Here is a 25573-nt window from a genome sequence, read left to right as displayed (position 1 = left end):
AATTCTATAAGATTCCGGCTTAGACAAATGCGTTAAGGATTGCAGCGGATACCTGCCGTGTGGCTAATGCCAGTGCAGTATGAGCGGAAAGCCTGGGCCCCAGGCAACGCCCATTTCATCTTCAAAGTTGCAAATAAGGCACAAGTGAGCATACCCACGGGCTATCACACAACACTTGCACCAAAAAGTGACGCTCGAAAAAGCACCCTCCTCAATCCAAAATCTAACTTTAAATCAAACCAAGGCACTTTTCCGAAAAATAAACCTCTAATCTCCGCTCACTAATCACTATATTAGCATCCTTTTAATTTTAATCATGAATATATTTTACGGAACAGGGGTAGCTATGGTAACCCCTTTTCATGCGGATGGTCAAATTGACTACAACGGGTTGAGAAACCTGATTGAACATTTGATTGATGGCGGGGTGGAATACCTTGTATCATTAGGTACAACCGGCGAAAGTGCCACATTGAGCGAGGCTGAACGAAAGCAGGTTTGGGCTTTCACAGCCGAAGTGGTAAATAAGCGCGTTGGCCTGGTGGCGGGTATTGGCGGTAATAATACTCATGAAGTTGTTGAGCAAATAAAATCGTTTGATATAAAAGGCTATGATGCTATACTTTCAGCAAGTCCGCATTATAACAAACCTACCCAGGAAGGTATTTATCAGCACTACAGGGCTATAGCACAAAATACTAAACTGCCTATAATTCTGTATAACGTACCAAGCCGTACAGGCAGTACCATCAGCGCCGAAACAACTGTACGCCTGGCGAAGGAGTTTAAAAACATAATCGGTATCAAAGAAGCATCGGGCAATTTCGACCTGTTTAACCAATTGATGCGCGACAAGCCCGAGGATTTCCTGTTCATATCAGGCGATGACCCGGTTACTTTGCCAATGATGGCCTTAGGCGGAGTTGGTGCAATATCGGTTATTGGTAATGCTTTGCCACGCCAGCTATCTGACATGGTTAGGCTTTTGCTGAACGGCGATTACAAAGCAGCACATGCAGCGCATTTTAACCTGATTGAGTTTACCCGATTAATGTTTGCCGAAGGCAGCCCTGCAGGCGTTAAAACTGCCCTAAAACAATTAGGCATCTGCGGCGATACTGTGAGACTGCCATTGGTACAAGTAAGCGAAAAAACTGCCGGTGCTATTGTGGAAGAGCTTAAAAAGTTAGCCCCAGTAGCGGTGAAGGCGTAAATGCCTTTCGAGAAACGCATAAACTTCATAAATTTCAACAATAAAAAACCCGGTCCATGGACCGGGTTTTTTATTGGAATAAGATGATAAAAATCTTACTAAGCCTCTTTATTCTTCGCCTCCTGAACTTCAAGGCGGATTGCCTGTGCCAGGTTTTTAAGATCCTGCATACCTTTACGTACACGTGTACCGGCAGCGCTGTTTCCTTTATTGTAGAATTTGTCGGCGTCGGCCTCTAAAGCTGCTACAAGCTCTTTTACTTCAGTAAATTTTTTCATTTAATTACTCCTTTTAAATTTTGAGGTTTATTGTTTTAATTAAAGCTAAGCTAAAATGTTTTTTGGTAATTAAAAACTTTTGAAGCCAAAAAATACGGCCTTAACAGTGGTTTTTTTCCACATTTTTGCCCATTTTGATTTATTAACCGTTGCTTATTTTTTATTAAAAAGTTTAAATCAAACCTATATTTAAAAATAAGATTCATTAATAATTAAAATACAAGCCATAATTCGGCATAAATAATATTTACAGCAAACCATACAACTTAAACGCAGTATTTTAAATACTATTAAGTATTAACATATTCAGCTGGTTTAAAAAGTCTGTTGTAGTATGTCAGGGTAGTGTTCGTGCACTTTTAGTATCAATTCGCCAAATAAAGTGTTAGCCCAGGCAAACCATTTGCGGGTAAAGTCCTTTGCATCGTCTTTATTAAAGGATTCGTGCATGAAACCGGTGCCTGCATGTGTGCTTTTCAGCCATTTGATGCACTGTACAATCTCTGCTTTATCGGTTGATGTAATACCGCGCATAATGATTGCCATTGGCCAAATATAACCTATACCCACGTGCGGGCCTCCAATGCCTTCGGCAACGGTGCCTTTAAAGTAGTAAGGATTACTATCGCTCAGTACAAATTTACGGGTACTTTGGTACAACGGATCATCAACTTTTACCGAATCAAGATAAGGCAGAGCCAACAGACTTGGAACGTTCGAATCATCCATGAAAAGTTGGTTTCCATAACCATCAACCTCAAACGGGATAACCTGACCAAATTGCGGGTGATGGCCAACAGCATATTGTTTAAGTGCCGCCTGAACCTCTGTTGCTAAAGCCTTACAAGCATCAGCGGTAGCATTATCATGACCGATGGTACTGTACATTTCGGCCATTTGGTTTAAGCTTGCTACAGCGAAGTAGTTTGAGGGGATCAGAAATGGATAAATGGTAGCATCATCCGAAGGACGGAAGATAGAGCAGATCAAACCAACGGGTTTAACGGGATTACCGTAGCCTCTGTTTGGTGCGGTATCGCTTTGTGTCTCGGTTTTACGCTGGAAAAAGTACGGGCCTTTACCATCCTTACGTTGCTGTTCTTTAAACGTAGCCAGGATGATCTTACCTGCTTTTTGCCAGTTGCCATCAAAAAAGCTGCTGTCGCCGCTGATCTTCCAGTAATTGTATGCCAGCCTTACAGGATAGCAAAGTGAATCGACTTCCCATTTACGTTCGTGCAGTTCGGGTTTCATGGTAGTGCGGTCACTGTCCCACTCGCTACCGGTCGGGCCCTCGTTAAAGGCATTGGCATAAGGGTCAATGATCACGCATTTAGCCTGACGGCTTAGCACGCCCTGAATTAATTTTTTAAGTGCCGGATCATTTTTAATGAGCGGCAGATACGGCCAAACCTGCGCCGATGAATCGCGCATCCACATCGCGTTGATATCACCGGTGATCACGAAGGTATCGGGCTTGCCATCTTTTTCAGAATAATTTACCGTAGTATCTAAAGTGTTTGGATAGCAGTTTTCAAACAGCCAGGCTACTTCGGGGTCTTTAATATCGGCCTTAACCTTTTTAATAATAGCTTCCACAGCCTTGCTGGTAAATTTACGGTCGGCCAGCTTTGGGCGCTGGGTCTCGAAGGCAGGAGCCAAAGTTGAAGCAAATACAGGGGTTACACCCAAACCGATACCGGCAGCTGCAACGCTGTTAATTTTTATAAAATGTCGTCTGGTTAATTTCATGGTTTTGATATGGTAGGCGTAAAAATAGAAAAGGGTTTTTGTTAAACAAAAAAGCTTGCTAAAATAATTTAGGAACGTTTTATCAAGGATTTTTAAGAGGTGGTAATCTTCAACGTAGAGACGCATTACATACGTCTGCCAGAAGGGCAAAAGCCCTTCGCAATTTATTCACCATAGCGGCATTTCAAACGGGAGACGCATGTGATGCGCCTCTACAACAGATGCAAAAAAAAACAAAAAACCCCGGATCTCTCCGAGGCTTCTAAGTATTAGCAAATGCGTTTAAGCAATTTCCAGTTTATTCTCTTTGTAATAACCGGCCTTTAATTTTTCACCGATAGCACTGTAAGCATCAAGGGTACGTTGTACATCCTCCAAACTATGAGCCGCTGTTGGGATCAGCCTTAGTACAATTAATCCTTTAGGGATAACCGGGTACACTACTATCGAACAAAAGATGCCATAGTTTTCGCGCAGATCGCGGGTTAGGGCGGTGGCTTCAAAAAGATCGCCTTTTAGAAATACCGGGGTAACCATAGTATTTGATACTCCGAGGTCAAAACCACGTTCCCGTAAACCTTGCTGCAAAGCATTTGCAATCTGCCACAATTTTTCACGAAGCTCCGGCTGACTTTTCAGCATTTCAAAGCGCTTTTTTAAACCTAATACCATTGGCATAGGCAATGCTTTGGCGAAAGTTTGCGAACGCATATTGTAACGCAAATAATGGATGATATCCTGATCGGCAGCTACAAAAGCGCCAATACCGGCCATTGATTTAGCAAAGGTAGCAAAGTACACATCCACTTCATCCATACAATCCTGCTCTTCATGCGTACCGGCACCGGTTTTACCCATGGTACCAAAACCATGCGCATCATCAACCAATAAACGAAAGTTGAATTTCTTTTTAAGATCGGCAACTGCTTTAAGTTTGCCTTGCGCGCCCGACATACCAAAAACACCTTCGGTAATTAACAGAATCCCGCCGCCGGTTTGTTCGGTTAAGCGAGTTGCACGTTCAAGCTGCTTTTCGCAGCTTTCAATGTCATTGTGCTGGTAAACAAAGCGTTTACCCATATGTAAACGTACGCCATCAATGATACAGGCGTGCGATTCGGCATCGTAAACAATAACGTCATTCCTGTCAACCAGTGCATCAATTATAGATACCATTCCCTGGTAACCGTAATTTAGCAAAAAGGCCGATTGCTTGCCAACAAAAGCAGCCAGGTTGTTCTCCAGCTCTTCGTGATGAATTGAGTTTCCCGACATCATCCTTGCACCCATAGGGTAAGCCATACCGTAATCGGCAGCGGCTTGCGCATCAGCCTGTCTTACTTCGGGATGATTAGCCAAGCCAAGGTAATTGTTAAGACTCCAAACTAAATGCTCTTTTCCCTTAAACTCCATGTGCGGGCCTATCTCACCTTCCAGCTTAGGAAAAGAAAAATAACCATGCGACCACTTTTGATGCTGACCTATCGGCCCACCTAAGCTTTTTGTTATTTTATCAAATAAATCCAAAATGAATTGTTTTTATAAATTTAAATGCAAATATAGCCGTTAAAACACCTTTAAACAATAGCTATAACTTTTTAGAATAGCTTATAACCTTTAGGAAAGAAGCAAGAATCAAGAGGTAAGAATCAAGAGAAGAGATATTCCTTCCCTAAATATAAAACTGCTGTCATTTCGACGAACAGAGAGATGGCCTGTGTGATCGGGTGAGGAGAAATCTTGTACGCTCTGCAATTACTACATACAACGCACTATCGCATAACGTACAAGATTTCTCTTTCGCCCCAACGCCCTCTGCCCGCCCTGCTCTATCGAATGACATTTTTTTACTATAATAACAAAAAGGGAAATCAACTTTCAGATTTAATTCTTGTGTTGATCTCCCATTCAATTATTGTGGTTTTTATTTCTCTTGATTCTTGACTCTAAAAGTCTTGCATCTCTTCTTAATCCGCGTTTCCGTGCAAATACGAGTTGTTATTCCTGATCTCCACGTTACCTTCGCTATCCTGCATCAGGGAAAAACGGGAGATCTGGCTTTCGTCAGATGCAGGGGTATCCTGCAACGCTATCTCTTTACGTTTGTAGGCAGGGACATTTTCCAGTTCCTGGATATTGCCGGTACGCAGTTTCATACTCAGGTCTTTCAGTCTCATAATGCGCTCGCGCGATTTTTTTAACTGCTCTTCTATCGATTCGTTGGTTTTATTATCATCAGCGCCAACCGGTTGCGGTGCAGGCGCTGGCTCCGGTTCAGGCTCGGGCATACGCGGCTGTTCCCTTACAGGCTGCTCGTAGCTAACCGGTTCACTCATTTTAAAAGTAAACCCGGCAGTATCCGGCTCGTTATCAACCTCTGGCTCTTCATTCATTAGGCTATGCCTTACAACAGCAGGTTCTTCCTGACGACTGCCGGCAAACATATCAAACAACCCGGCTTGTTTAGCATCTTCTTTAGGAGCTTTAGCATAAGGCTCGGCAGGAGCATCAACCTTAACTGGTTTTATAAACTCGTTAACCGGTCTTGCCTGCTGTGGTTCTTCGGGAACAAGCATGGAAACTATCTTCTTGTTGCTATTTTCCTTTTCGCGCTCGTCCTTGGTTTGGAAACCTGTAGCAATAATAGTTACTGATAATTGCTCGCCCAGGTTTTCGTCGATACAGTTACCCCAAATCAGGTCGGCAGCTAAGCCGGCTTCTTCCTGGATATAATCAGTAATTACACTGATCTCATCCATAGTAACCTCTTTAAGGCCCGAGCTGATGTTCAGCAATATATACCTTGCACCTTCAATCTCATTGTCTTTCAGCAATGGCGATGCCAAAGCACCTTCAACAGCTTTAAGGGCACGGTTTTCACCATCGGCGCTAAAGCTGCCCATGATAGATACACCGCTATCCTTCATTACCGTGCGCACATCTTTAAAGTCGACGTTTATATAACCCGGCAAGGTGATGATCTCGGCAATACCTTTGGCAGCCGTGGTCAATATATTATCAGCCTGGGCAAACGCCGAGCTCATTGTCAGGTTACCGAAGATCTGACGAAGCCTGTCGTTCGAGATCACCAGGAACGAATCGACATACTTGCGCAGTTCTTCCAAACCTGCATCGGCCTGCATTTTACGGCGTTTACCTTCAAAAGAGAAAGGTGTGGTTATAATACCCACCGTCAATATATCCATTTCGCGCGCTGCCTTGGCAATGATAGGGCTTGCGCCTGTACCCGTGCCACCGCCCATACCCGCTGTAATGAACAGCATTTTGGTATTAACGCCCAACATCTGTTTAATATCGTCGATATTTTCAATAGCCGAATTTTTGCCTACTTCGGGTATTGAGCCTGCACCCATGCCCTCGGTTAAACTGGCACCCAATTGCACCTTGTTAGGTATAGGGCTCAGCTCCAATGCCTGGGCATCAGTGTTGCATATTATAAAATCAACACCGGTAATTCCTTGCCTGTACATATGGTTTACCGCGTTACCACCACCACCGCCAACACCAATTACCTTGATGATTGACGATTTTTCTTTTAACATTTCAAAATGCATAATCTTCGTTTTCAGCTATATGTAATTCAACCCAACATTAGATTTTACCATCGTAATAATAACACTTTTTCAACAAGGTTTATCCACAATTGTGAGCAATGTGAATAAGTTTAACCCTTGTGAATAAATATTACTTCAGAAAGTCCTCATCCTTAATGTCATCCTTAATAAATGTTATACTCTTTTTCAGCAGTCTGTCTAACAAACCACCTTCTTTACTTTTTGTATCAAATTTTGGCTTAGCTGTTTTTACCTCGGTCGGGATCGCTTCATTCATGTATTCCATTTTCTGGATACCTTTAATCAGCAAACCAATACCAGTAGCAAAAGTTGGGCTTTGCAACTCTTCGTATGTTCCTTTTGGTAACACTTCGTTTTTGGCCAGGTGCTCAGTAGGGTAACCTACACGGCAATCCAAACCTGTAACAAATTCAACCAACTGGCGTAAGTGTTTCAGCTGCGCTCCGCCGCCTGTTATTACGATCCCTGCTATCAACTTTTTCTCGTAGCCTGATGATTTTATCTCGTAATAAACATGTTCTACTATTTCTTCCATACGAGCCTGGATCACGTAAGCCAGATTTTTTACCGAAATTTCTTTCGGCTCACGGCCGCGTAAACCCGGAACACATACTATCTCGTTTTCCTTGTTCTCGTCGGCCAGGGCAGATCCAAACCTTACCTTCAGTTGCTCGGCAATGTTGCGCATTACCGAACAGCCTTCGCGGATATCCTCAGTTACGCTGTTACCGCCGAACGGAATAACTGCTGTATGCCTAATGATACCTTCGTGAAAAATAGCTACGTCGGTAGTACCGCCACCAATATCAACCAAAACCACGCCGGCCTCTTTTTCTTCTTCGCTCAAAACAGACTCGGAAGAAGCCAGCGGTTCAAGGATCAACTCCTGGCTTTCCAGGCTGGCCTTATTAACACATTTTACAATGTTTTTGATAGCTGTTACCTGACCAGATATGATATGGAAGTTAGCTTCAAGCCTAACGCCTGCCATACCAATTGGATCTTTGATTCCCGGCTCATTATCCACAGTAAACTCCTGCGGCAACACATGGATGATCTCCTCGCCTGGAGGCATTACCAGGTTATACATATCTTCTATCAGCTTATCAATATCCTTACGACCGATTTCTGATTGCAAGTCACGACGGGTTATCAAACCGCGGTGCTGCAAGCTCTTGATATGCTGACCTGCAATGCCCACGTTTACTACCCTGATTTCCACATTTGATTGTGAGCCCGCCACCTCCACCGCCTGGTGAATGCCCTGTACTGTTTTATCTATATTTGATACCACGCCGCGCGTTACACCGGCAGATTCGGCTTTGCCAATCCCTAAAACCTCAATCTTCCCGTTCTTGCTCCTGCGCCCAACAATGGCACATATCTTGGTAGTTCCGATATCCAATCCTACTACAATTGGCGAACTTTTTTCCTGAGTTGAGCTTTTGTCCATATTACAATTTAATTTGAGATGAGTCCCTTTTCGTTTTAAGCGAATCCTGCTTGGCAACTTTAGCTGCTTTTGCCGAATCAGCTTTTATATTTTCATTTTTTATACCGATAACCTGGTTGGTATATTTTACATTGATCATTTTATAGGCATCCCAGCCTACTTTTGGCAGCACCTGCTTATAAAAAGCCTGCAGGTTATTCAGCTTTACATTAAGCGAATCTGCGTTACCGATCAGGATCCTTTGGTTGCCCACTCTCGGAATCAGTTCTATTTCGCGCTCACTGTTCACATACATCTGTGCTATTTGCGCATCCCAAAGCGAATCCTTGCGGATATAATCTGCAGTTTTAAACAGATCTTTAGCCAGGCGGGTATGCAAGGAATCAACCCGATTGGTAAACAGCTCTTCAATAAAACCATTAGCTACCAATACCCTTGCGGTAAAGTTTGATGACAGCGGAATCTTTAAACCATTTTGATCCACATAAAAATCCATATCGTAATGGTTCATGATACGCAATATTGGCTGGCGCTGGCTTACTTCAACCCTCAGCACACCGTCCATCTCTGTGTAAACTTTGGCAAACTCAATAAATGGGTTAGCTTTCAGCTTATCCTCTAACTCCTGGATATTAATGTGCTCGATAGGCCTGCCTACCAATGAGTGACTGGTAACTTCAATAATGTGATCAACTTCCTGCTTGTCAATAAAATATTGCCCACCAGGAATGCTCACATTTACCGCAGTACACTTAACACCCGCTTTTTTTGCTTCAATAAAACTCATGAGCACCACAAGGCCACCCAGGCTTATTACCCAGGCACAACCTATCAGCAGGCGCTTCCAAATGAGTTTTTTATTCATTGCTTAATACTTGTTTTAATGGCTCCACCAGCGTATCAATATCACCGGCGCCTACCGTTAATAATAGTTCGGGCTTTTCGGCAGCTACTGCCGCTACCGCGGCCGCTTTACTCAGTATTTTTTTATTTTGCAATTGCATACGGTTAAGCAGCATCTGCGAGTTAACTCCTTCTATCGGCAATTCACGGGCCGGATAAATTTCCAGCAATATCAGCTCGTCTACCATATCCAGCACTTCGGCAAAACCATCGGCAAAGTCGCGGGTACGTGTAAATAAATGCGGCTGAAAAATGGCCGTTAACTTTTTACTCGGATATAACCTTTTAATTGATGATATACAGGCCCTCAGTTCTTCGGGGTGATGCGCGTAATCATCAATGTAGATATGCTCCGGCGTTTTAACAATGTATTCAAACCTGCGTTTAACCCCTTTAAAGGATGCAAGTGCCTCTTTAATATCGGCCGGGGCAATATCCAGTTTCAATACCGCTTCAATAGCAGCAACAGCATTCTCCACGTTGTGGGTACCCGCTATGCCCATTTTTATATCAGTGATGTTTACCGCCGCACTGTTGTAATCAAAATAAAAATCACCATCAATTATCCTCACGTTTGAAGCATGCGCATCGGCAGTTTCGTCTTCAAATGCGTAGGTATAACCCCTGTCCAATGGCAAGCCTTTTTTGTGCACCAGTGTACCGCCCGGTTTTATCTGCGAAGCAAAAAGCTTAAACGACTCCGTCAGATGTTCATGATCGCCATAAATATCCAGGTGATCGGCATCCATTGATGTGATGATGGCCACGTCAGGATACAGGGTAAGGAACGAGCGGTCATACTCATCAGCCTCAACTACCATTACGTTGTTTTTACCATAGAGCACATTGGTTTGGTAGTTTGATGAAATACCACCCAAAAATGCAGAGCAATCATTACCCGATGCTTTAAGCAAATGCGCCACCATAGTTGATGTGGTGGTTTTGCCATGTGTGCCTGCCACAGCTATGGTATATGAACTTTTGCTGATCAAGCCTAAAACCTGCGAACGCTTAAACAGCTCAAAGCCCTGATTTTTAAAATAGTTTAATATATGCGAATCCTTTGGTACAGCAGGCGTGTAAATAATCAGCGTATCGCTGCAAGGTTTCTGGAAACTCATGGGAATATAATCCGCATGATCTTCAAAAACAACCTGGATCCCCTCGTTGTGCAATTGGTTAGTTAAATCAGTCGACGTTTTATCATATCCGCAAACAATACAACCCAAATGATGGAAATAGCGTGCCAGGCCGCTCATACCGATGCCGCCTATGCCTATGAGATAAACTCTTTTTATGTCGTGCAGTTCCATTTTTAATTTGTTTAAAAAAGGCCCTCCTCCCTTTGGAAGAGGAGGACCATCATTCTAATTGTTACTTATTATTTGGATAAGTTCCTTTGCTATAACTTCATCGGCATTTGGCATGGCCATTTTACCAATGTTATTGCTCAATTTCTTTTGCAGGTCGCGGTCTTCCAATAATTCAAGCGCCCTGTTAACCAGTTTTGCTTCGGCATCACGGTCGGCCACAAAAACAGCCGCGTTTTCATGCATCAGGGCCAAAGCGTTTTTAGTTTGATGATCTTCGGCCACATTGGGCGAAGGCACCAGGATCACCGGCTTTTTAATGGCACACAGCTCGGCAATGGTGCCGGCCCCGGCCCTTGATATAATAATATCAGCAGCGGCATAAGCCAAATCCATCCGGGTTAAAAACTCCCTGATCTGCAAATCGGGGTGATAATTTTCATCCAGCTTTTCGATGATGCTTTTATAATAAAACTTGCCGGTTTGCCATATCACCTGTACATCGGCAGCCAGCAGTTTATCAATACCGTTCATGATACTGTTGTTCAGCGTACGTGCCCCAAGACTACCGCCGGTTATCAGTATCGTTTTTTTAAAGGCCGAAAGATGGTACAATTCCAAAGCCTGCATGTGTTTGCCGGCAATGTTCACTGCATCCTTGCGGATAGGGTTGCCCGTTTTGATGATTTTAGCAGCAGGGAAAAATTTCTCCATCCCGTCGAAAGCAACACAGATCTTTTTGGCATGTTTACCCAACCATTTATTGGTAATACCGGCATACGAGTTTTGCTCCTGTATGAGGTACGGAATATTTTTTAACGATGCCGCGTACAACAACGGCCCCGAAGCATACCCGCCAACACCTACGGCGGCGTCAGGCTTAAAATCTTTAATGATCTTGATAGCCTTGCGCACACTATTGGCAAGTTTAACAGGGAACATCAGGTTTTTAACGATAGAGCCGCGCTGGATACCCTGGATATCTAATCCGATGATCTTATAACCTGCCGCCGGAACTTTTTCCATTTCCATACGTCCGTTGGCGCCTACAAACAAGATCTCGGTATTGGGATCAATATTTTTTAAAGCATTGGCAATAGAGATAGCCGGGAAGATATGCCCTCCTGTTCCGCCACCGCTTATAATTATCCTTTTCGACATGCTTTTTATATTTAACTTAACCCTATTCCTAACTTTGATTATAACTGACCTCCACACCAATTACCCATCTACGCCACACTGATCTCCCCTACAATGATTTTATTAGGCCCGCTGTTATCTGTTTCCTTTTCTTTCTTCGTTTTAGGCTCTTCTATATCCTTGCTTACTGAAAGTATAATACCAAAAGCCACACTGGTAAACAATATTGATGTACCGCCCATACTCACAAAAGGCAGCGGCACACCCGTCACCGGGCCTAACCCTACAGCTACCGCCATATTTGCAAATGCCTGTATGGCCAAACTGAAGCTTAAGCCGCAAGCCAGCAAAGCCCCAAATGCCTTTGGTGCCTTAGTTACTATTTTAATACACCTGTATAGCAAGAACAGGTAAATACCCACCAATGCTACCCCACCTACCAAGCCGTACTCTTCAATAATAATGGCATAGATCTCATCTGAAAATGCCTCGGGCAAATAATTTTTTTCGGTACTGTTGCCCGGGCCTTTACCAAATACTCCGCCCGATGCTATAGCTATTTTTGCGTGATTGGCCTGGAAAAGCTGATCTTTATCTGCAAGCTCCGGATGAAGAAATACTTTCACCCTCGATGCATGCGTTCCTTTCCTGCCGCCAAAGGTTAACATACCTGCAAGCAATACAGCGCCTGCCAGGCACACTACCGCAATTTGTTTGATACTGATACGGCCTATAATAAGCAATAGGATACTTACACCAAACAACATTAACCCCGTTGATAAGTTGGCCGGGCCAATAAGCGCAAATACCAGGCACACCGCTCCCATGATTGGTATAAACGATTGCTTAACATCCTTTATATTTTCCTGCTTGCGCGATAATGAACGCGCCAGGTAAGTAATAAGCGCAAGTTTGGCCAAATCCGAAGTTTGAAAACTTAAGCCTGTTCCGGGTATGGGGATCCACCTGCTTGCACCGTTGATGTGCGCGCCAAAAAACAAAGTATATAATAACAAGGGCACTGTAATGATCATCAGCAATTTTGAGATTCCCGCATAATAGCGGTAATCGAGCTTGTGCGAAAAGTACATGATGGCAATACCTCCAATCATCATAAATACGTGCTTCATCAAAATGATCTCCGCCCCCTTACCCTGCTTAAATGCCAGCGTACCAACCGAACTATATACCGCCAACAAGGATATAACAGAAAGCAATATGACAATGAGCCATATCCAGCGATCTCCTTTTGTATTGTTTAATATCCTATGCATTTTTTTGTGATTTCACCGATTTATTTTGATTTCACCGATTTATTTCTGCCGGATCAATCTTCAAATTTTCAAATTAACACATCTTCAAATGTCTACAATTCCTTCACAGCGTCCTTAAACTGCCTGCCGCGGTCTTCGTAGTTTTTGAACAGATCGAAGCTGGCACAGGCCGGAGATAGTAATACAGTATCACCTTTGGTTGCCAGATGGTAGGCCACCTGGGCCGCCTCCTGGGCCGATGCTGTATTTACAATAAGGTCAACATCATCTTCAAAAGCATCATGGATCCGTTTGTTATCCTTGCCTAAGCACACAATAGCTTTTACTTTTTGCCTAACCAGGTCATTAAGTATACTATAATCATTCCCTTTATCAACTCCGCCTAAAATCAACACTACATCGCTTGTCATACTTTCTAAAGCGTACCAGGTTGAGTTGACATTGGTAGCCTTTGAATCATTAATGAAGCGAATGCCGGAGATATTGGCAACAAACTCCAGCCGGTGCTCAATGCTTTTAAAGTTGCCCATGCTCTCTCTCATCGTTTCGTTGCGTAGCTCCAACACTTTTGCTACAATACCCGATGCCATGGAGTTGTAAATGTTGTGTTTGCCTTGCAGGGCCAGTTCTTGAATTGACATTGTAAAATGTTCTTGTTTTGTGTTTATGACAATATTGTCGTTTTCATCGAGGTATGCGCCCGGTTCAATTTTTTGCTGTATGGAAAATGGCAGCAATTGCGCCCCGAACGTTCGTTCCCTCATACCTTTAATGGTTTCAGGATCATCGGCGCAATAAATAAAATAATCGGCCGCCGTTTGGTTCTGCGCTATCCTGAATTTGGATGCCGCATAGTTTTCCAGTTTATAATCATACCTGTCTAAATGGTCAGGCGTAATATTTAATAATACAGCTATGTCAACTTTAAATTTGAACATATCGTCCAGCATAAAGCTGCTCAACTCCAGCACATACCAGTCAAACTTCTCGGTAGCTACCTGGTAGGCAAAGCTTTTACCTATGTTACCTGCCAAACCAATATTCATCCCAGCATTTTTTAAAATGTGGTAGGTTAAGCTGGTAGTTGTGGTTTTACCGTTTGAACCGGTTATACCGATGATCTTTGCATCAGTGTACCTCCCGGCAAACTCAATCTCCGATATTACCGGAACCTTTTTTTCGTGCAGCTTTTTGATTATCGGCGCCTTTTCGGGAATGCCGGGGCTTTTGATCACTTCGACAGCATTTAAAATCAGTTCTTCCGTATGTTGCTTCTCTTCAAAAGGAATCTTCCAATCTTCGAGCTGTTTTTTATAGTTATCGGCAATAGCCCCAAAATCCGACACAAAAACATCAAAGCCCTGCTGTTGCGCCAAGTAGGCTGCACCGGCACCACTTTCGCCGGCACCCAACACCACAAGGCGAGCCCCCCCCGCCCCCTGAAGGGGGTGCTTTTGATTAGCGTCTTTGTTATTGTTGTGGTTCATTTTTATTTTCTTTTGGGATTTCATCGATTATTCGATGATTTCACCGATTTTTTCTCTTCCTTGCCTCTTTATTCTTGACTCTATTCGCTTCTTGTCTCCTGACTCTTGACTTCTTGCTTCTCGCCTTAACGCAGCTTTAATGTTATCACCGTCACTATGGCCAGTATGATACAAATGATCCAGAAGCGGGTAACTATCTTTGCTTCATGGAACCCTTTTTTCTGGTAGTGATGGTGTAGCGGCGCCATCAAAAACACCCGCCTGCCTTCGCCAAATCTCTTTTTGGTGTATTTAAACCATGATACCTGTACAATCACCGAAAAATTCTCTATCAGGAAAATACCGCACAGCAATGGCAGCATCAGTTCCTTGCGGATCATGATAGCGAACACCGCTATGATGCCGCCAATGGCCAAACTGCCGGTATCACCCATGAACACCTGTGCCGGGTATGAGTTGTACCATAAAAAGCCTACGCACGCCCCCACAAAGGCACCGGCAAAAATCACCAGCTCGCCCGAATTGGGGATATACATAATGTTCAGGTAATCGGCAATAACCGTGTTACCCGATACATAGGCCAGGATAGCCAATGTAATACCGATAATAGCCGAGGTGCCCGTCGCCAGGCCATCAATGCCATCCGTAATATTAGCCCCGTTGGATATGAACGTGATAATGAGGATTACAAAAAACAGGAATACCACCAGTGCGTATTGTTCGTAACCTTTCCCTAAAAACTTCAAAACCTTGGCATAATCAAACTCGTTATTTTTGTAGAATGGCATGGTTGTTTTGGTGGAGTGCACATCCTGGGTATAAACCGGGGTGCTGCGCTTCATGTGAAACTCAACCGGGGCATCGTCCTTAACGGGTAATACAACCTCCTGCCGGATGATGATATTACTGTTGAAATACATTGTCCACCCAACAATGAGTGATAAACCTACCTGACCAATAATCTTGAATCTACCCGCTAAGCCTTCTTTATTCTTTTTAAATACTTTAATATAATCATCTAAAAAACCAATAGCGCCCAACCAAACGGTGGTAATGATCATCAGGATCACGTATACATTTTCCAGTTTAGCAAAAAGTAGCGTTGGTATTAAAATACCCAGCAAAATGATGATACCACCCATTGTTGGGGTACCTGATTTTTGCATCTGGCCTTCCAAACCCAAATTCCTTACGGTTTCGCCCACTTGTTTAAAGCGCAGATAATCTATCAGGCGCCGGCCGTAAACCGTAGTGACCAGCAATGATGTGATTACAGCCATCGCCATCCGGAAAGTGATATATTGAAATACACCTATCCCAGGGATACTGTAATTTTTGCTTAAATAGTTAAACAGGTAATACAACATTGCTCTTCTCTTTTACTATATAGTATCTTCTATATCAAATCTTTGAACCGGTTTTCCAATTCTTCCATATCATCGAAGTGGTTTTTCACTCCATTTATTTCCTGGTACTTTTCGTGGCCTTTGCCTGCTACCAGGATAATATCACCAGGATTAGCCAGCATACAAGCTGTTTTAATAGCCTCATGCCTGTCGATGATGCTTACCGTATGACGCTTAAATGCCGGGTCAACACCTTCTTCCATCTCTTTGATGATCTGCGCCGGATCTTCAGTACGCGGATTATCTGATGTCAAGATCACTTTATCGCTCCATTCGCAAGCTGTTTTGGCCATGATAGGGCGCTTGGTTTTGTCCCTGTCTCCACCGCAGCCGATTACTGTGATCACCTTTTCGTTTCCTTTACGGATATCGTGGATAGTACTCAATACGTTTTGCACAGCATCTGGTGTGTGAGCATAGTCAACTATCCCTACTACTTTATTGGGTGCAGTTATATATTCAAAGCGACCTTCGGCACCGGTTAGCTTGCTGAGGCTGGTAAGCACCTTGGCTTTATCCTGTTCCAACAACATCGCGGTAGCATAAACCCCTAACAGGTTATAAGCATTGAATGTGCCCACCATTTTAAACCATACTTCCTCACCATCAATTTGCAGCAATAATCCACTGAATTGATTTTCGAGGATGCGGGCTTTATAATCGGCCATGGTTTTAAGGCCATAGCTTTTTTTATGTGCTGCTGTATTTTGCAGCATTACATTACCATTCTTATCATCACTGTTGGTAAGTGCGAAAGCATCTTTAGACAGGCCGTCAAAAAATTCCTTCTTGGCATTCAAATACCTCAGGAAAGTTTTATGATAATCTAAATGATCATGCGTTAAATTGGTAAATACTCCTCCCGCAAACATCAAACTTTCGATACGTTTTTGTGAAATAGCATGTGAGCTAACTTCCATAAAACAATAATCACAACCGCTGTCCACCATTTCGGCAAGCAGGCTGTTCAACTCCACCGGATCGGGTGTGGTATGAGTTGATGGGATCACTTTGCCGTTGATCTGATTTTCGACGGTTGACAGCAGACCGCATTTATAACCCAAATCGCGGAATAATTGGTAAAGCAACGTAGCAATAGTTGTTTTGCCATTAGTACCTGTTACACCTACCAACTTTAACTTAGCCGATGGGTTATCATAAAAATTGGCGGCTACAATGCCTAAGGCCACAGCCGAATCGGCAACCATCAGGAAATCAACTTCACCGGTTGTATGAGCCGGAAGATCTTCACAAATTACCGCTACCGCACCCTTTTTAATGGCCTGGTCAATATAATCGTGCCCGTCTACAAGAGTTCCCTTTACAGCAACAAACATCGACCCGGGAATCACCTTCCTCGAATCAAAAGCAATTGCCGTTATCTCCACATCAGCGCTTCCCTGCAACTCAGTGAAGGCCAGTCCATCAATTACATCGCTTAAATACCTCATTGCAGTTCTATTAAAATTCGTGATCCTTTTGGTATTGCACTTCCTCCGGTAACCGATTGATTGGTAACTATGCCGCTTCCGCGCACAGTTACTTTATAGCCGGCGTTACCCATTACATATAATGCATCGCTAAGTCCCATGCCTGTTACCGATGGCACGGTGCCGTTTTTATATTTTACTTCCTCAAACGGGATCCCGTTGCTGGTATCAACCGTGCTATTGGCCGATGCGTACAAAGGTTTAACACCCAGTTTTGAATAAACCTTTTTCAGGGCTTTCATATTGCCCTGTTTTACCTGCGGCATTACCGTATTACCTACATAATGCGCCTGCGAGGTTTGATTAATATCAAGGTCATTGGCATAAACCCTGTCTGCCACCTCTCTGAACACCGGACCGGCTACTTTGGCAGCCAAATAATCGCCTTGCGTCGGGTTATTGATCACCACAATCATCGAATACTTAGGACGGTCGGCCGGGAAATAACCGCAAAATGATGCCTGATATTTTTTATCCTTATAACCCTTGGTGCCGTTTGCTACCTGCGCCGTACCAGTTTTACCGGCCACGCTGTAAAGTTTATTTTTAATAACATTTTTGCCGGTACCATTAAGGACTACACCTTCAAGCATACCACGTACCTTACCCAGTGTAGCTTCCGAACACACCTGCTCATTGATCACCCGGGCCTGGAATTGCTCGATAGGGTTACCCAATCTTCTGATCTCACGAACCAGCAGCGGCGCAATCATTTTGCCATTGTTAGCCACCGAATTATAGTAAGCCAGCATCTGCAGTGGCGTAATATTCATTTCATAACCATAAGCCATCTCAGGCAAACTGTAATTTTTGTTCCAGCTGCGGTTTGATGGATTTTTGATCACCGGCCTGCCTTCCCCGGGAATTTGTAACTGAAGCTTTTCATTCAAATGATAGCTGTACAATTTATTGATATACTGCCATGGGTTATTATGGTAAAATTTATCAACCAATTTTGCCGCAGCCACATTTGATGATTCTTCAAAAGCACGCTTAACCGACATTTCATAATTATCATGCTCGGTATCGGTAATGGTTGGCCCTTTCGGAAATTTATACCTGCCGCCTTCGGCATTAATTATGGTGCTGGTGTCAATCTTATGCTGATCGAGCATGGTCATGTACGATGCCAGCTTAAAGGTCGACCCCGGGTCGATAGCGTTGCTGATAGCGTAGTTCATCTGTTCCCTGTAATCACCATCTTTAGTGCGGGTGTAATTAGCAATAGCCCTGATCTCGCCGGTAGATACCTCCATAAGCACAACGCAGCCATGATCGGCCGCGCTCTTAACCAGTTGTTTTTTTAATGCATCCTGAGCCACATCCTGGAAGTTTACGTTGATGGTTGAAATAATATCAGCACCATCTTTAGGCGCTATTTCATCATCATCGTCAACCGGCATCCAGATCCCGCCGGGGATCCGCTGCATCAAACGCCTGCCGCTTTCCCCATTAATGTACGATGCATAAGCGCCTTCCAAACCTACCGCGTTCTTCACGTTTTCGTTTTTGTAACCGATAGTACGGGCAGCCAGCGATTGGAACGGCAGGATCCGTTTATTTTTTTGAATAACGATTAAACCACCTTTGTATTTACCCATGTTAAATACCGGGAACTGGCGAATCTTTTTCAGGTCCTGGTATGATACTTTACGTCTGATCAGCAAATAACGTGAGCTATCCCTGCGGGCTTCACGCAAAATGCGCGAATATTCCCTTGCCGATCTGTCACCAAACATACCCGATAGCTTTGCAGCCAGCAGATCGATATTATTATTGAATGCCGTATCAGAAGCTATACCGCCGGCCAGCATATCCATGTGCAGCTCATATTCCGGTACCGAGGTAGCCAGCAAACTCCCATCAACAGAAAATATATTACCCCTTGCAGCCTCAACAGTTTGATATTGCGCCGAAAGATCAGAAGCCATAGCCTTCCATTTATCACCTTGTACAAACTGCAGGCGGCAAAGCTGAACCACAACGGCAATAGCCAAAAGCAAAACAAGCCCAAAGGCTAAATAAACCCTGGCGAGTATGTTGGTTCTAATTCCCATCTTCAACCTCCTTCACTGTTATTTTTCCGGGCGGGTCAACCGATTGACTCAGGCCCAATGTATCCGCACGCTTAGCCACTTCGGTAAGCGTACTTTTATATGCCATATCGGCCTTAGTCGATTTATAATCCCAGCCCAGCTCTTTAACCTCTTTGGTAAGCGCGTCAATTTCACGTACTGATTTTTCGGCATAGTGCATATTACCAATGTACACCATACCCAAAAAAGCCAAAAACAAAACAAAAGGCAAAGCGCTGGTAGCCCTCTCGGTAGTGAGAAAGCCTTTGGTAAAAAGCTGCGTAAAAAAGTTATCAGGCAATTCCCTTGCAGGCCTTTCCTCAATTACTTCCTCAACTTCTTCTTCCTCCTGAATTTCTGTACGTAAACGATTGGTCATTTTTTTACAGCTATTCTTAATTTAGCGCTCCGTGCCCTATTATTATTGGTTATCTCCTCTGCCGATGCTGTTATAGCCCCGCGGCTTACAGCATCAAGCGGTTTATTATCATTTCCATAAAGGTCTTTCTCCACCTCACCGCTAAACTTGCCTTTAGCGATGAAGTTTTTTACCAGCCTGTCTTCCAGCGAGTGGTATGACATGACCACCAGCCTGCCGCCAACACCTAAAACCTCGGCCGACTGTATCAAAAAATCTTTCAATGCCTCCAGCTCCTGGTTAACCTCTATTCTTAACGCCTGGAACACTTGTGCCAGGTATTTATTTTCTTTTCCTTTCGGGATGCGGTTACTGATCACATTTTTCAAATCAGCGATAGTCACTATCGATGTATTTAGCCTTGCCGTTGCAATGGTTTCGGCCAGCGATTTCGCATTTTGAATTTCTCCGTAAATGCCAAAAATCCGGTGCAGGTCGGCAACCGAATAGTTATTTACCACATCCTTTGCAGTTAGCTCGCCCAACTGGTTCATACGCATATCCAACTCGGCATCAAACCGGATCGAAAACCCCCTGTCGGCCTCATCAAACTGATGCGATGACACACCCAAATCGGCCAGGATCCCGCTTACCGGAATAGCCCCGTGTAAACGGCAAAAGTTTTTGAGATACCTGAAATTTTGATCTACAAAAATAAAACGCTCATCATCAATTATATTCCTTTGTGCATCAGCATCCTGATCAAAAGCAATTAGCCTTCCTTTAGGGCCTAAATGCTTCAAAATCTCGCGCGAATGCCCCCCACCGCCAAAAGTCACATCAACATAAGTACCGTCCGGATCAATATTCAGCCCATCAATGCATTCCTTCAGCATTACCGGTACATGGTACTCACTCATTCCTGCTCCTTATTTTTACCACCCATTACCTTTTTTGCCAGCGCACTAAAGCTTTTTGGCTCGTCATCCATCAGCTTACGGTGAGCTTCGGCATCCCAAACCTCAATTTTATTTAACTGGCAAGCCAGCACCACATCACCTTTTATACCCGCATACTCCAACAAGAATTTCGGCAATAATACCCGCCCGGCGGCATCAGGCATAAGCTCAGTGGCGCCACGGGTAAAATATCGTATAAAGGCTATATTATCCTCTTCGTATTCATTAAGTTTGCTCAGTTCTTCAAGCCGTTTATCCCATTCCTTTTTAGTGTATATGACAAGGTACTTTTCGAACCCGCGATTGATCACCAGGCCTTCAGCTTCCAGTTCAGGAAGCTTTTTTTTAAGGCCAGCCGGTATCATCATCCTAAATTTAGGATCAAGCTTACACTCAAATTCACCGGTTAAAAACGACATTGTATGACTTGGGCAATTTTGTAACGTAAAAGTAAATACTTTTACCACTTCTTACCACTTTCCCCCACTAAAAGTTTTCAACAATTTTTAGGTGGGTCTGTTTTATATTTTTTGAAGATTTTTCAGAATCGCAGCCCTACCAAAAACCTCTAACAAACAAGTAGTTACAACTCATTTCAACTATAAATTTTTAAATACTAAAAGCCAGAGGAAAAACCTTTTATTGCAAGGCATTGGCTTTGATAAACCACAATTATTCCACCAGTCGCAGGTACTAATATTTTGTATATTAAGCTGTTGAACTCCATAAACTTCATGTACACCTATAAATATAAAGACCTGGCTTTAGCGTTATATGAAGCCCTTATTCCCGGCCCTTTTTATGTAGAATTGTTACAGAACATCCCGGGCAGTAAGCGGGAAAAGCAGGGATATTGATGGGATATATTAAAGTATGGGAGCCTTTACCGGCCTTGGAGCAAGATTTGGGGGTGAGCGGTAAGATGAATAGTAAGTATTGATACCTCATCCATGATTGCAAGGTGCGAAAAATTCATCGACTTACATTACGAACTTGTAGCGCCCTCACCACCACGTCAGCGCTTTCTACTTATAATGACGTCGTAAAGAAGAGAATCCCTTTATAAGGCCGATGATAAATCCCTTATGACATTGTATTATACCGTTGCCTCAGCAGGTACCACTCTCATTCTGCCGCGAACCGGTTTTTCCTTCTTCCGGGTACGGTTAAGCCACATCATAACGCCCGTTACCGGAAAAATAAGCGAAACCAGCGTGATCAAAAAAGCTAAAACCTGGGTAGGCCAACCATAAATGGAGCCTGTATGAATTGGCTTGATAACCCCTCTGATGCGCTGACCAAGACTTTTATCAGCATATAAAACAACTCCGGTAATCTTACCGCTATACTGATCTATATAATAAGTATCGGTAGCCAGTTCAACAGAACCCTTTTTTAACACGTTAAAAGTGTAAACTGCTGCTGTATCGCGCGGATAACGGATAGTGTAATTTTCGACATCTGTTATTTTGTTGCCTAATGCGCTAACAGCAGCATCTGGCGAGATGGCGGTAATGCCCGGCTGATAAACCGAAAGCGGGGCTTTGAGATCTTCTTTGGCGACAACCTTTGAACCTGTAAGGAAAAACAAAGTGTTGTTTGCCCATTTAAAGGTCATTACCAAACCCGAGGCAGAAATGATGATCAAAAATATTGAGGTATAAAAACCTGTAACAATATGCAGGTCGTGTGTAAGGCGCTTGCCGCTTCCATCCCATTTTATTTTAAGCCGTTGCTTCATAATGGCTTTGGTTTTAGGCCACCAAAGTACCACACCTGTAATCAGTATTATCAGGAAAAACAGGGTTGAAATACTGATCACCCAGTCGCCTATACTATTCTTCCCGCCTAACAAAAAACGGTGAAACATTTCTACCGAGTACAGGAACGTCTGCCTGCGGTTAAACTGGTCAATTATTTGCCCGGTATATGGGTTTACAAAAGCAGTAAGGTTTGAACGCTCGACATCTTTCGGTTTAGCATCCTTTTTTGCATGCGCTCCGGCGTGCTTTTCTGTTTTAGGCGCATCCGCGGGTTTCTTTCCCTTTTTTTCGGGCACAATAAGTCCCACTTCTACCGCACGCGCAGGATCATCATAAACTATAACCGTTGTCAGCTTTGATTTAGGGATCTGTTTTAATACCCCTGCTGTTAAATCAGCCAGCGGCAACCTCTTTTCCTGCGGCTTTACGAAGTAGCGCTGAGGATAAAGCGCCTGCTGAATTTCCTTTTCAAAAACCAGCATTGTACCTGTTAAACACGAACAGAAAATAATCACCCCGGCTGCCAGGCTTAAATAAAGGTGTATGGTGCGGAAAAATGCTTTCATCGGTTGTTATAAGCATAAAAACCGGGTATGAAACATACCCGGTTAGTTTAATCAATTAAAATTTATAACTCAATGTGGTCAGGAACTGCCTTGGCGGTATAGGGTTAATGCTATAGTTTTCGTGCACATTGTAATTAAGCACGTTGCCAATATTAGAGATCTTACCAATGATAGAGATCTTTTTATAAGTATAACCTACCGAAGCATCAACCGTGGTAAAGCCCGGTACATTAACCAATCTTGATATAGTTTGGGTTTGGCCAACTGTATTGGCATTACCCGCGGTACGGTTGCCCAGGTAATAAACCGATGCACCTACCTTAAACCCTTTTAAATCGCCGGTATAAAAAGTGTAAAATACACTGGTGTTAGCGGTATGCTTTGGTGTATTTAATAGCGGCTGCCCTGCAATGTTGCTTCCAACTGCAGTACCTGTTTTGGTGTATTTGGCGTTGGTATAGCTATAGCCCGCCAATACATCCAAACCTTTTACCGGGTGACCCGCGATATCAAGCTCGACACCATCGCTTCTTGTTTCACCGCTTAGCACTTTGATATTGGTGTTGATATTAGGTGTAACCCCATCAGCCTGAAATGGCGCAGTTTGAGCCAGGTTATTATTTTTAATGCGGTAGGCCGTAATGTTTACCGACAAATTACCGTTCAGGAAATCGTTTTTAACGCCAACTTCATACTGGTCAATCAGCGAGGGATCAAGCGGGTTGTTATTTATATCAGTACCGGTATTAGTTACAAAAGAGTTGGAGTAACTTGCAAACAGGGCGGTATTGGCTATTGGCTTGTAAACTACACCCACACGTGGCGAAAATGCTTTATCTTCTTTACCTGCTGCCTGGGTTGCGGTAGCAAGTGTATTATAATTGCTAACCGATGTTGGTGATACATATTGATATGACCAGCGGATCCCGGCAAGTACTTTAACTTTTTCAGACAAACTAATAAGGTCATTAGCATAAGCGCCAAATCGATTGGTAGCCGTTAAAATGCTATAAAACGGGTTCATCTGCGGTTTATCGGTACGGAGCGTGTATTTATCCAGGTCGAAAATATTGATCTTATCATAAATAGCGTTTTGCACGGCGCCGTTTTGGTCAAGATAGCTTGATACTTTATTTACGGTAGCAACGTAGGTATAGGCATTATTACGATACCAATCTGCATCAACGCCGGCCAAAATATTATGCTTAATGACGCCGGTATTAAATTGGCCTGTAATATTAAATTGTCCTGTGTAATAATCTTCAAGCGTCCTGGCTCTGTTCAGGGTACGGCCCCAGTCGCCATTGGCATCTGGTAATACACGCTCGGTAGTTTGGTATGAACGGTTAAAATGTTGGTATGAAAAACCGCCGCTTAACTTCCAAAGGCTATTGAACTGATGGTTAATAGTTGCTGTGGCTGTAGTTTGTTTGGTATTACCGGTTGACCATGACGCGCCCAAATACCTGTTACGCGGAACTTTGGCAATAACGTTATTGATTTGACCGGTTCCGAAATCGGGGGTAAAATCATAGTTAAGGTAATCGCCTTCAACAATTAAAGTTGTTTTATCACTTATTTTGTACAGGAATGAAGGATTGATGTATTCTTTTTCTGATTTTACATTATCGCGGAAGCTTTTGGCATTTTCATAGGTACCATTTACGCGATATGCTAATTTGGAAGATATAGGGCCGTAAACGTCAAACGACGGACGGTAAAGATCATAGCTGCCGTAGGTCATTGATACCTGGCCGCCCTGCGTAAATAAAGGTTTTTTAGTTACCATATTCAGGATACCGCCGGGTGCAACGTTTCCGTATAATAACGCGGCACTGCCTTTCAATATTTCAACACGCTCCAGTGAACTGATTTCCGGCACAACGCCCGAGTTAACCCTGAACCCGTTTTTAAAAATGTTATTGCTTCCAAAATTATAACCACGGGCGCCAAATGTTTCCTGGGTATTGCCGCGGCCGCTATAAAGGTACACGCCGTTCACATTTTTGATAACATCGCTTAAACGCAATGACTGCTGCTGATCAAGCACATCGCGGCCTATTACAGTAACGCTTTGCGGCAGGTCCATTGGCGATACGTTCATTTTGCCGATGGTTAACTTTTTACGGTTGATAGTTTTTGTTGAAGAAACTACCACCTCATCTAACTGGGCCGAGCTTTCATTAAGTTTAAAGGATACTTCGGTTGTTTTATTTGCGAAAACTGTCACGGTTTGGTCTTCAGTTTTTGTACCAACATATGAAGTAACCAGGGTATATGTACCCGGTTTTACGTTATGGAAAGCAAATGATCCGTTATCGGTTGTGGTGGTATTTTTATTTAATCCTTTAATGGCAACATTTACAAATGAAGCCGGCTTATCATCGCTGGTTTTAACAATACCGGTAATTTTGCCGTTATTGCCTTCGTCATCAGCTTTCAGAATTAGGGTATTTGAAAACAAGAATAAAATTAAAAAAGTGAGTATACGCAGAGAAGAGTAAAGGTTGCTTGCCATTCTATTTAGATTAAGTCTAATTAAGCGCAAAA

20 protein-coding genes are annotated in these 25573 nt (G+C 43.3%); 2 read left to right on the top strand and 18 right to left on the bottom strand.

The window, feature by feature from the left end; translation table 11 throughout:
* Positions 1-316 precede the first annotated feature (316 nt).
* Positions 317-1213, top strand: a complete 897-nt coding sequence (dapA, locus tag ACP26M_RS26090; RefSeq protein WP_426584616.1) for a 4-hydroxy-tetrahydrodipicolinate synthase — start codon at positions 317-319, stop codon at positions 1211-1213.
* A gap of 98 nt (positions 1214-1311) precedes the next feature.
* On the opposite strand, the gene ACP26M_RS26085 is transcribed toward dapA, so the two are convergent.
* From ACP26M_RS26085 to ACP26M_RS26010, 16 genes are all read right to left on the bottom strand, one after another.
* The gene (locus ACP26M_RS26085) at positions 1312-1491 is read right to left on the bottom strand and encodes a histone H1 (RefSeq protein WP_090529881.1); all 180 of its coding nucleotides are present in this window, start codon (positions 1489-1491) and stop codon (positions 1312-1314) included.
* A gap of 315 nt (positions 1492-1806) precedes the next feature.
* On the bottom strand, positions 1807-3243 hold the full coding sequence (locus tag ACP26M_RS26080; RefSeq protein ID WP_426584613.1) for a glycoside hydrolase family 125 protein: 1437 nt from the start codon (positions 3241-3243) through the stop codon (positions 1807-1809).
* A gap of 282 nt (positions 3244-3525) precedes the next feature.
* On the bottom strand, positions 3526-4770 hold the full coding sequence (locus ACP26M_RS26075) for an aminotransferase class I/II-fold pyridoxal phosphate-dependent enzyme (RefSeq protein ID WP_373615081.1): 1245 nt from the start codon (positions 4768-4770) through the stop codon (positions 3526-3528).
* A gap of 440 nt (positions 4771-5210) precedes the next feature.
* Positions 5211-6818 carry a cell division protein FtsZ gene (gene ftsZ / locus ACP26M_RS26070; RefSeq protein ID WP_426584611.1) on the bottom strand — a complete coding sequence of 536 codons (1608 nt, stop codon included), beginning with the start codon at positions 6816-6818 and terminating at the stop codon, positions 5211-5213.
* A gap of 130 nt (positions 6819-6948) precedes the next feature.
* The gene (gene ftsA, locus ACP26M_RS26065; RefSeq protein ID WP_426584608.1) at positions 6949-8292 is read right to left on the bottom strand and encodes a cell division protein FtsA; all 1344 of its coding nucleotides are present in this window, start codon (positions 8290-8292) and stop codon (positions 6949-6951) included.
* A gap of 1 nt (position 8293) precedes the next feature.
* Positions 8294-9157 (bottom strand): cell division protein FtsQ/DivIB, encoded by an 864-nt coding sequence (locus tag ACP26M_RS26060; RefSeq protein ID WP_426584606.1) that lies wholly within the window; start codon positions 9155-9157, stop codon positions 8294-8296.
* Entirely contained in the window at positions 9150-10508 is a 1359-nt protein-coding gene (gene murC, locus ACP26M_RS26055; RefSeq protein ID WP_426584604.1) for a UDP-N-acetylmuramate--L-alanine ligase, read from the bottom strand. The genes ACP26M_RS26060 and murC overlap by 8 nt, the downstream gene beginning before the upstream one ends.
* Before the next feature lie 54 nt (positions 10509-10562).
* Entirely contained in the window at positions 10563-11666 is a 1104-nt protein-coding gene (murG, locus tag ACP26M_RS26050) for an undecaprenyldiphospho-muramoylpentapeptide beta-N-acetylglucosaminyltransferase (RefSeq protein WP_426584602.1), read from the bottom strand.
* 68 nt (positions 11667-11734) lie between these two features.
* Positions 11735-12919 (bottom strand): FtsW/RodA/SpoVE family cell cycle protein, encoded by a 1185-nt coding sequence (locus tag ACP26M_RS26045; RefSeq protein WP_426584600.1) that lies wholly within the window; start codon positions 12917-12919, stop codon positions 11735-11737.
* Positions 12920-13011: 92 nt separating this feature from the next.
* Positions 13012-14406 (bottom strand): UDP-N-acetylmuramoyl-L-alanine--D-glutamate ligase, encoded by a 1395-nt coding sequence (gene murD, locus ACP26M_RS26040; protein WP_426584598.1) that lies wholly within the window; start codon positions 14404-14406, stop codon positions 13012-13014.
* Between the two features lie 125 nt (positions 14407-14531).
* The gene (gene mraY / locus ACP26M_RS26035) at positions 14532-15773 is read right to left on the bottom strand and encodes a phospho-N-acetylmuramoyl-pentapeptide-transferase (protein ID WP_426584596.1); all 1242 of its coding nucleotides are present in this window, start codon (positions 15771-15773) and stop codon (positions 14532-14534) included.
* Between the two features lie 29 nt (positions 15774-15802).
* The gene (locus ACP26M_RS26030) at positions 15803-17263 is read right to left on the bottom strand and encodes a UDP-N-acetylmuramoyl-L-alanyl-D-glutamate--2,6-diaminopimelate ligase (protein WP_426584594.1); all 1461 of its coding nucleotides are present in this window, start codon (positions 17261-17263) and stop codon (positions 15803-15805) included.
* Complete coding sequence (locus ACP26M_RS26025; protein WP_426584592.1) at positions 17260-19359, bottom strand: penicillin-binding protein; 2100 nt, start codon at positions 19357-19359, stop codon at positions 17260-17262. The genes ACP26M_RS26030 and ACP26M_RS26025 overlap by 4 nt, the downstream gene beginning before the upstream one ends.
* Positions 19349-19756, bottom strand: a complete 408-nt coding sequence (locus ACP26M_RS26020; protein ID WP_274986496.1) for an FtsL-like putative cell division protein — start codon at positions 19754-19756, stop codon at positions 19349-19351. Before ACP26M_RS26020 ends, ACP26M_RS26025 begins: the two co-directional genes overlap by 11 nt.
* Positions 19753-20655, bottom strand: coding sequence for a 16S rRNA (cytosine(1402)-N(4))-methyltransferase RsmH (rsmH, locus tag ACP26M_RS26015; protein ID WP_426584590.1), 903 nt, complete (start codon positions 20653-20655; stop codon positions 19753-19755). Before rsmH ends, ACP26M_RS26020 begins: the two co-directional genes overlap by 4 nt.
* Entirely contained in the window at positions 20652-21113 is a 462-nt protein-coding gene (locus ACP26M_RS26010) for a division/cell wall cluster transcriptional repressor MraZ (RefSeq protein WP_426584588.1), read from the bottom strand. Before ACP26M_RS26010 ends, rsmH begins: the two co-directional genes overlap by 4 nt.
* 315 nt (positions 21114-21428) lie before the next feature.
* Here ACP26M_RS26010 and ACP26M_RS26005 point away from each other — a divergent pair, with 315 nt between their 5' ends.
* Positions 21429-21551 carry a hypothetical protein gene (locus ACP26M_RS26005; protein WP_255485283.1) on the top strand — a complete coding sequence of 41 codons (123 nt, stop codon included), beginning with the start codon at positions 21429-21431 and terminating at the stop codon, positions 21549-21551.
* A 239-nt stretch (positions 21552-21790) separates the two neighbouring features.
* On the opposite strand, the gene ACP26M_RS26000 is transcribed toward ACP26M_RS26005, so the two are convergent.
* Both ACP26M_RS26000 and ACP26M_RS25995 read right to left on the bottom strand, forming a co-directional pair.
* The gene (locus ACP26M_RS26000; protein WP_426584587.1) at positions 21791-23023 is read right to left on the bottom strand and encodes a PepSY-associated TM helix domain-containing protein; all 1233 of its coding nucleotides are present in this window, start codon (positions 23021-23023) and stop codon (positions 21791-21793) included.
* 55 nt (positions 23024-23078) lie between these two features.
* Complete coding sequence (locus ACP26M_RS25995) at positions 23079-25541, bottom strand: TonB-dependent siderophore receptor (protein ID WP_426584586.1); 2463 nt, start codon at positions 25539-25541, stop codon at positions 23079-23081.
* Positions 25542-25573 lie beyond the last annotated feature (32 nt).

This window comes from Mucilaginibacter sp. R-33 (assembly GCF_049949235.1).
In the GTDB taxonomy this organism is placed as follows: domain Bacteria; phylum Bacteroidota; class Bacteroidia; order Sphingobacteriales; family Sphingobacteriaceae; genus Mucilaginibacter.
The sequence above is the reverse complement of the archived record's forward strand: the minus strand, read 5'-3'. Positions and strand labels throughout refer to the sequence as shown.

Bases quoted from the DNA above. Each gene is read 5' to 3' on its own strand.
- ACP26M_RS26010 (WP_426584588.1), bottom strand. From the start codon at position 21,113: ATGTCGTTTTTAACCGGTGAATTTGAGTGTAAGCTTGATCCTAAATTT.
- ACP26M_RS26025 (WP_426584592.1), bottom strand. From the start codon at position 19,359: ATGGGAATTAGAACCAACATACTCGCCAGGGTTTATTTAGCCTTTGGG.
- ACP26M_RS26060 (WP_426584606.1), bottom strand. From the start codon at position 9,157: ATGAATAAAAAACTCATTTGGAAGCGCCTGCTGATAGGTTGTGCCTGG.
- murC (WP_426584604.1), bottom strand. From the start codon at position 10,508: ATGGAACTGCACGACATAAAAAGAGTTTATCTCATAGGCATAGGCGGC.
- ftsZ (WP_426584611.1), bottom strand. From the start codon at position 6,818: ATGCATTTTGAAATGTTAAAAGAAAAATCGTCAATCATCAAGGTAATT.
- dapA (WP_426584616.1), top strand. From the start codon at position 317: ATGAATATATTTTACGGAACAGGGGTAGCTATGGTAACCCCTTTTCAT.
- rsmH (WP_426584590.1), bottom strand. From the start codon at position 20,655: ATGAGTGAGTACCATGTACCGGTAATGCTGAAGGAATGCATTGATGGG.
- ACP26M_RS26030 (WP_426584594.1), bottom strand. From the start codon at position 17,263: ATGAGGTATTTAAGCGATGTAATTGATGGACTGGCCTTCACTGAGTTG.
- ftsA (WP_426584608.1), bottom strand. From the start codon at position 8,292: ATGGACAAAAGCTCAACTCAGGAAAAAAGTTCGCCAATTGTAGTAGGA.
- ACP26M_RS26085 (WP_090529881.1), bottom strand. From the start codon at position 1,491: ATGAAAAAATTTACTGAAGTAAAAGAGCTTGTAGCAGCTTTAGAGGCC.
- mraY (WP_426584596.1), bottom strand. From the start codon at position 15,773: ATGTTGTATTACCTGTTTAACTATTTAAGCAAAAATTACAGTATCCCT.
- ACP26M_RS26000 (WP_426584587.1), bottom strand. From the start codon at position 23,023: ATGAAAGCATTTTTCCGCACCATACACCTTTATTTAAGCCTGGCAGCC.
- ACP26M_RS26020 (WP_274986496.1), bottom strand. From the start codon at position 19,756: ATGACCAATCGTTTACGTACAGAAATTCAGGAGGAAGAAGAAGTTGAG.
- ACP26M_RS26005 (WP_255485283.1), top strand. From the start codon at position 21,429: ATGTACACCTATAAATATAAAGACCTGGCTTTAGCGTTATATGAAGCC.
- ACP26M_RS25995 (WP_426584586.1), bottom strand. From the start codon at position 25,541: ATGGCAAGCAACCTTTACTCTTCTCTGCGTATACTCACTTTTTTAATT.
- murD (WP_426584598.1), bottom strand. From the start codon at position 14,406: ATGAACCACAACAATAACAAAGACGCTAATCAAAAGCACCCCCTTCAG.
- ACP26M_RS26045 (WP_426584600.1), bottom strand. From the start codon at position 12,919: ATGCATAGGATATTAAACAATACAAAAGGAGATCGCTGGATATGGCTC.
- murG (WP_426584602.1), bottom strand. From the start codon at position 11,666: ATGTCGAAAAGGATAATTATAAGCGGTGGCGGAACAGGAGGGCATATC.
- ACP26M_RS26080 (WP_426584613.1), bottom strand. From the start codon at position 3,243: ATGAAATTAACCAGACGACATTTTATAAAAATTAACAGCGTTGCAGCT.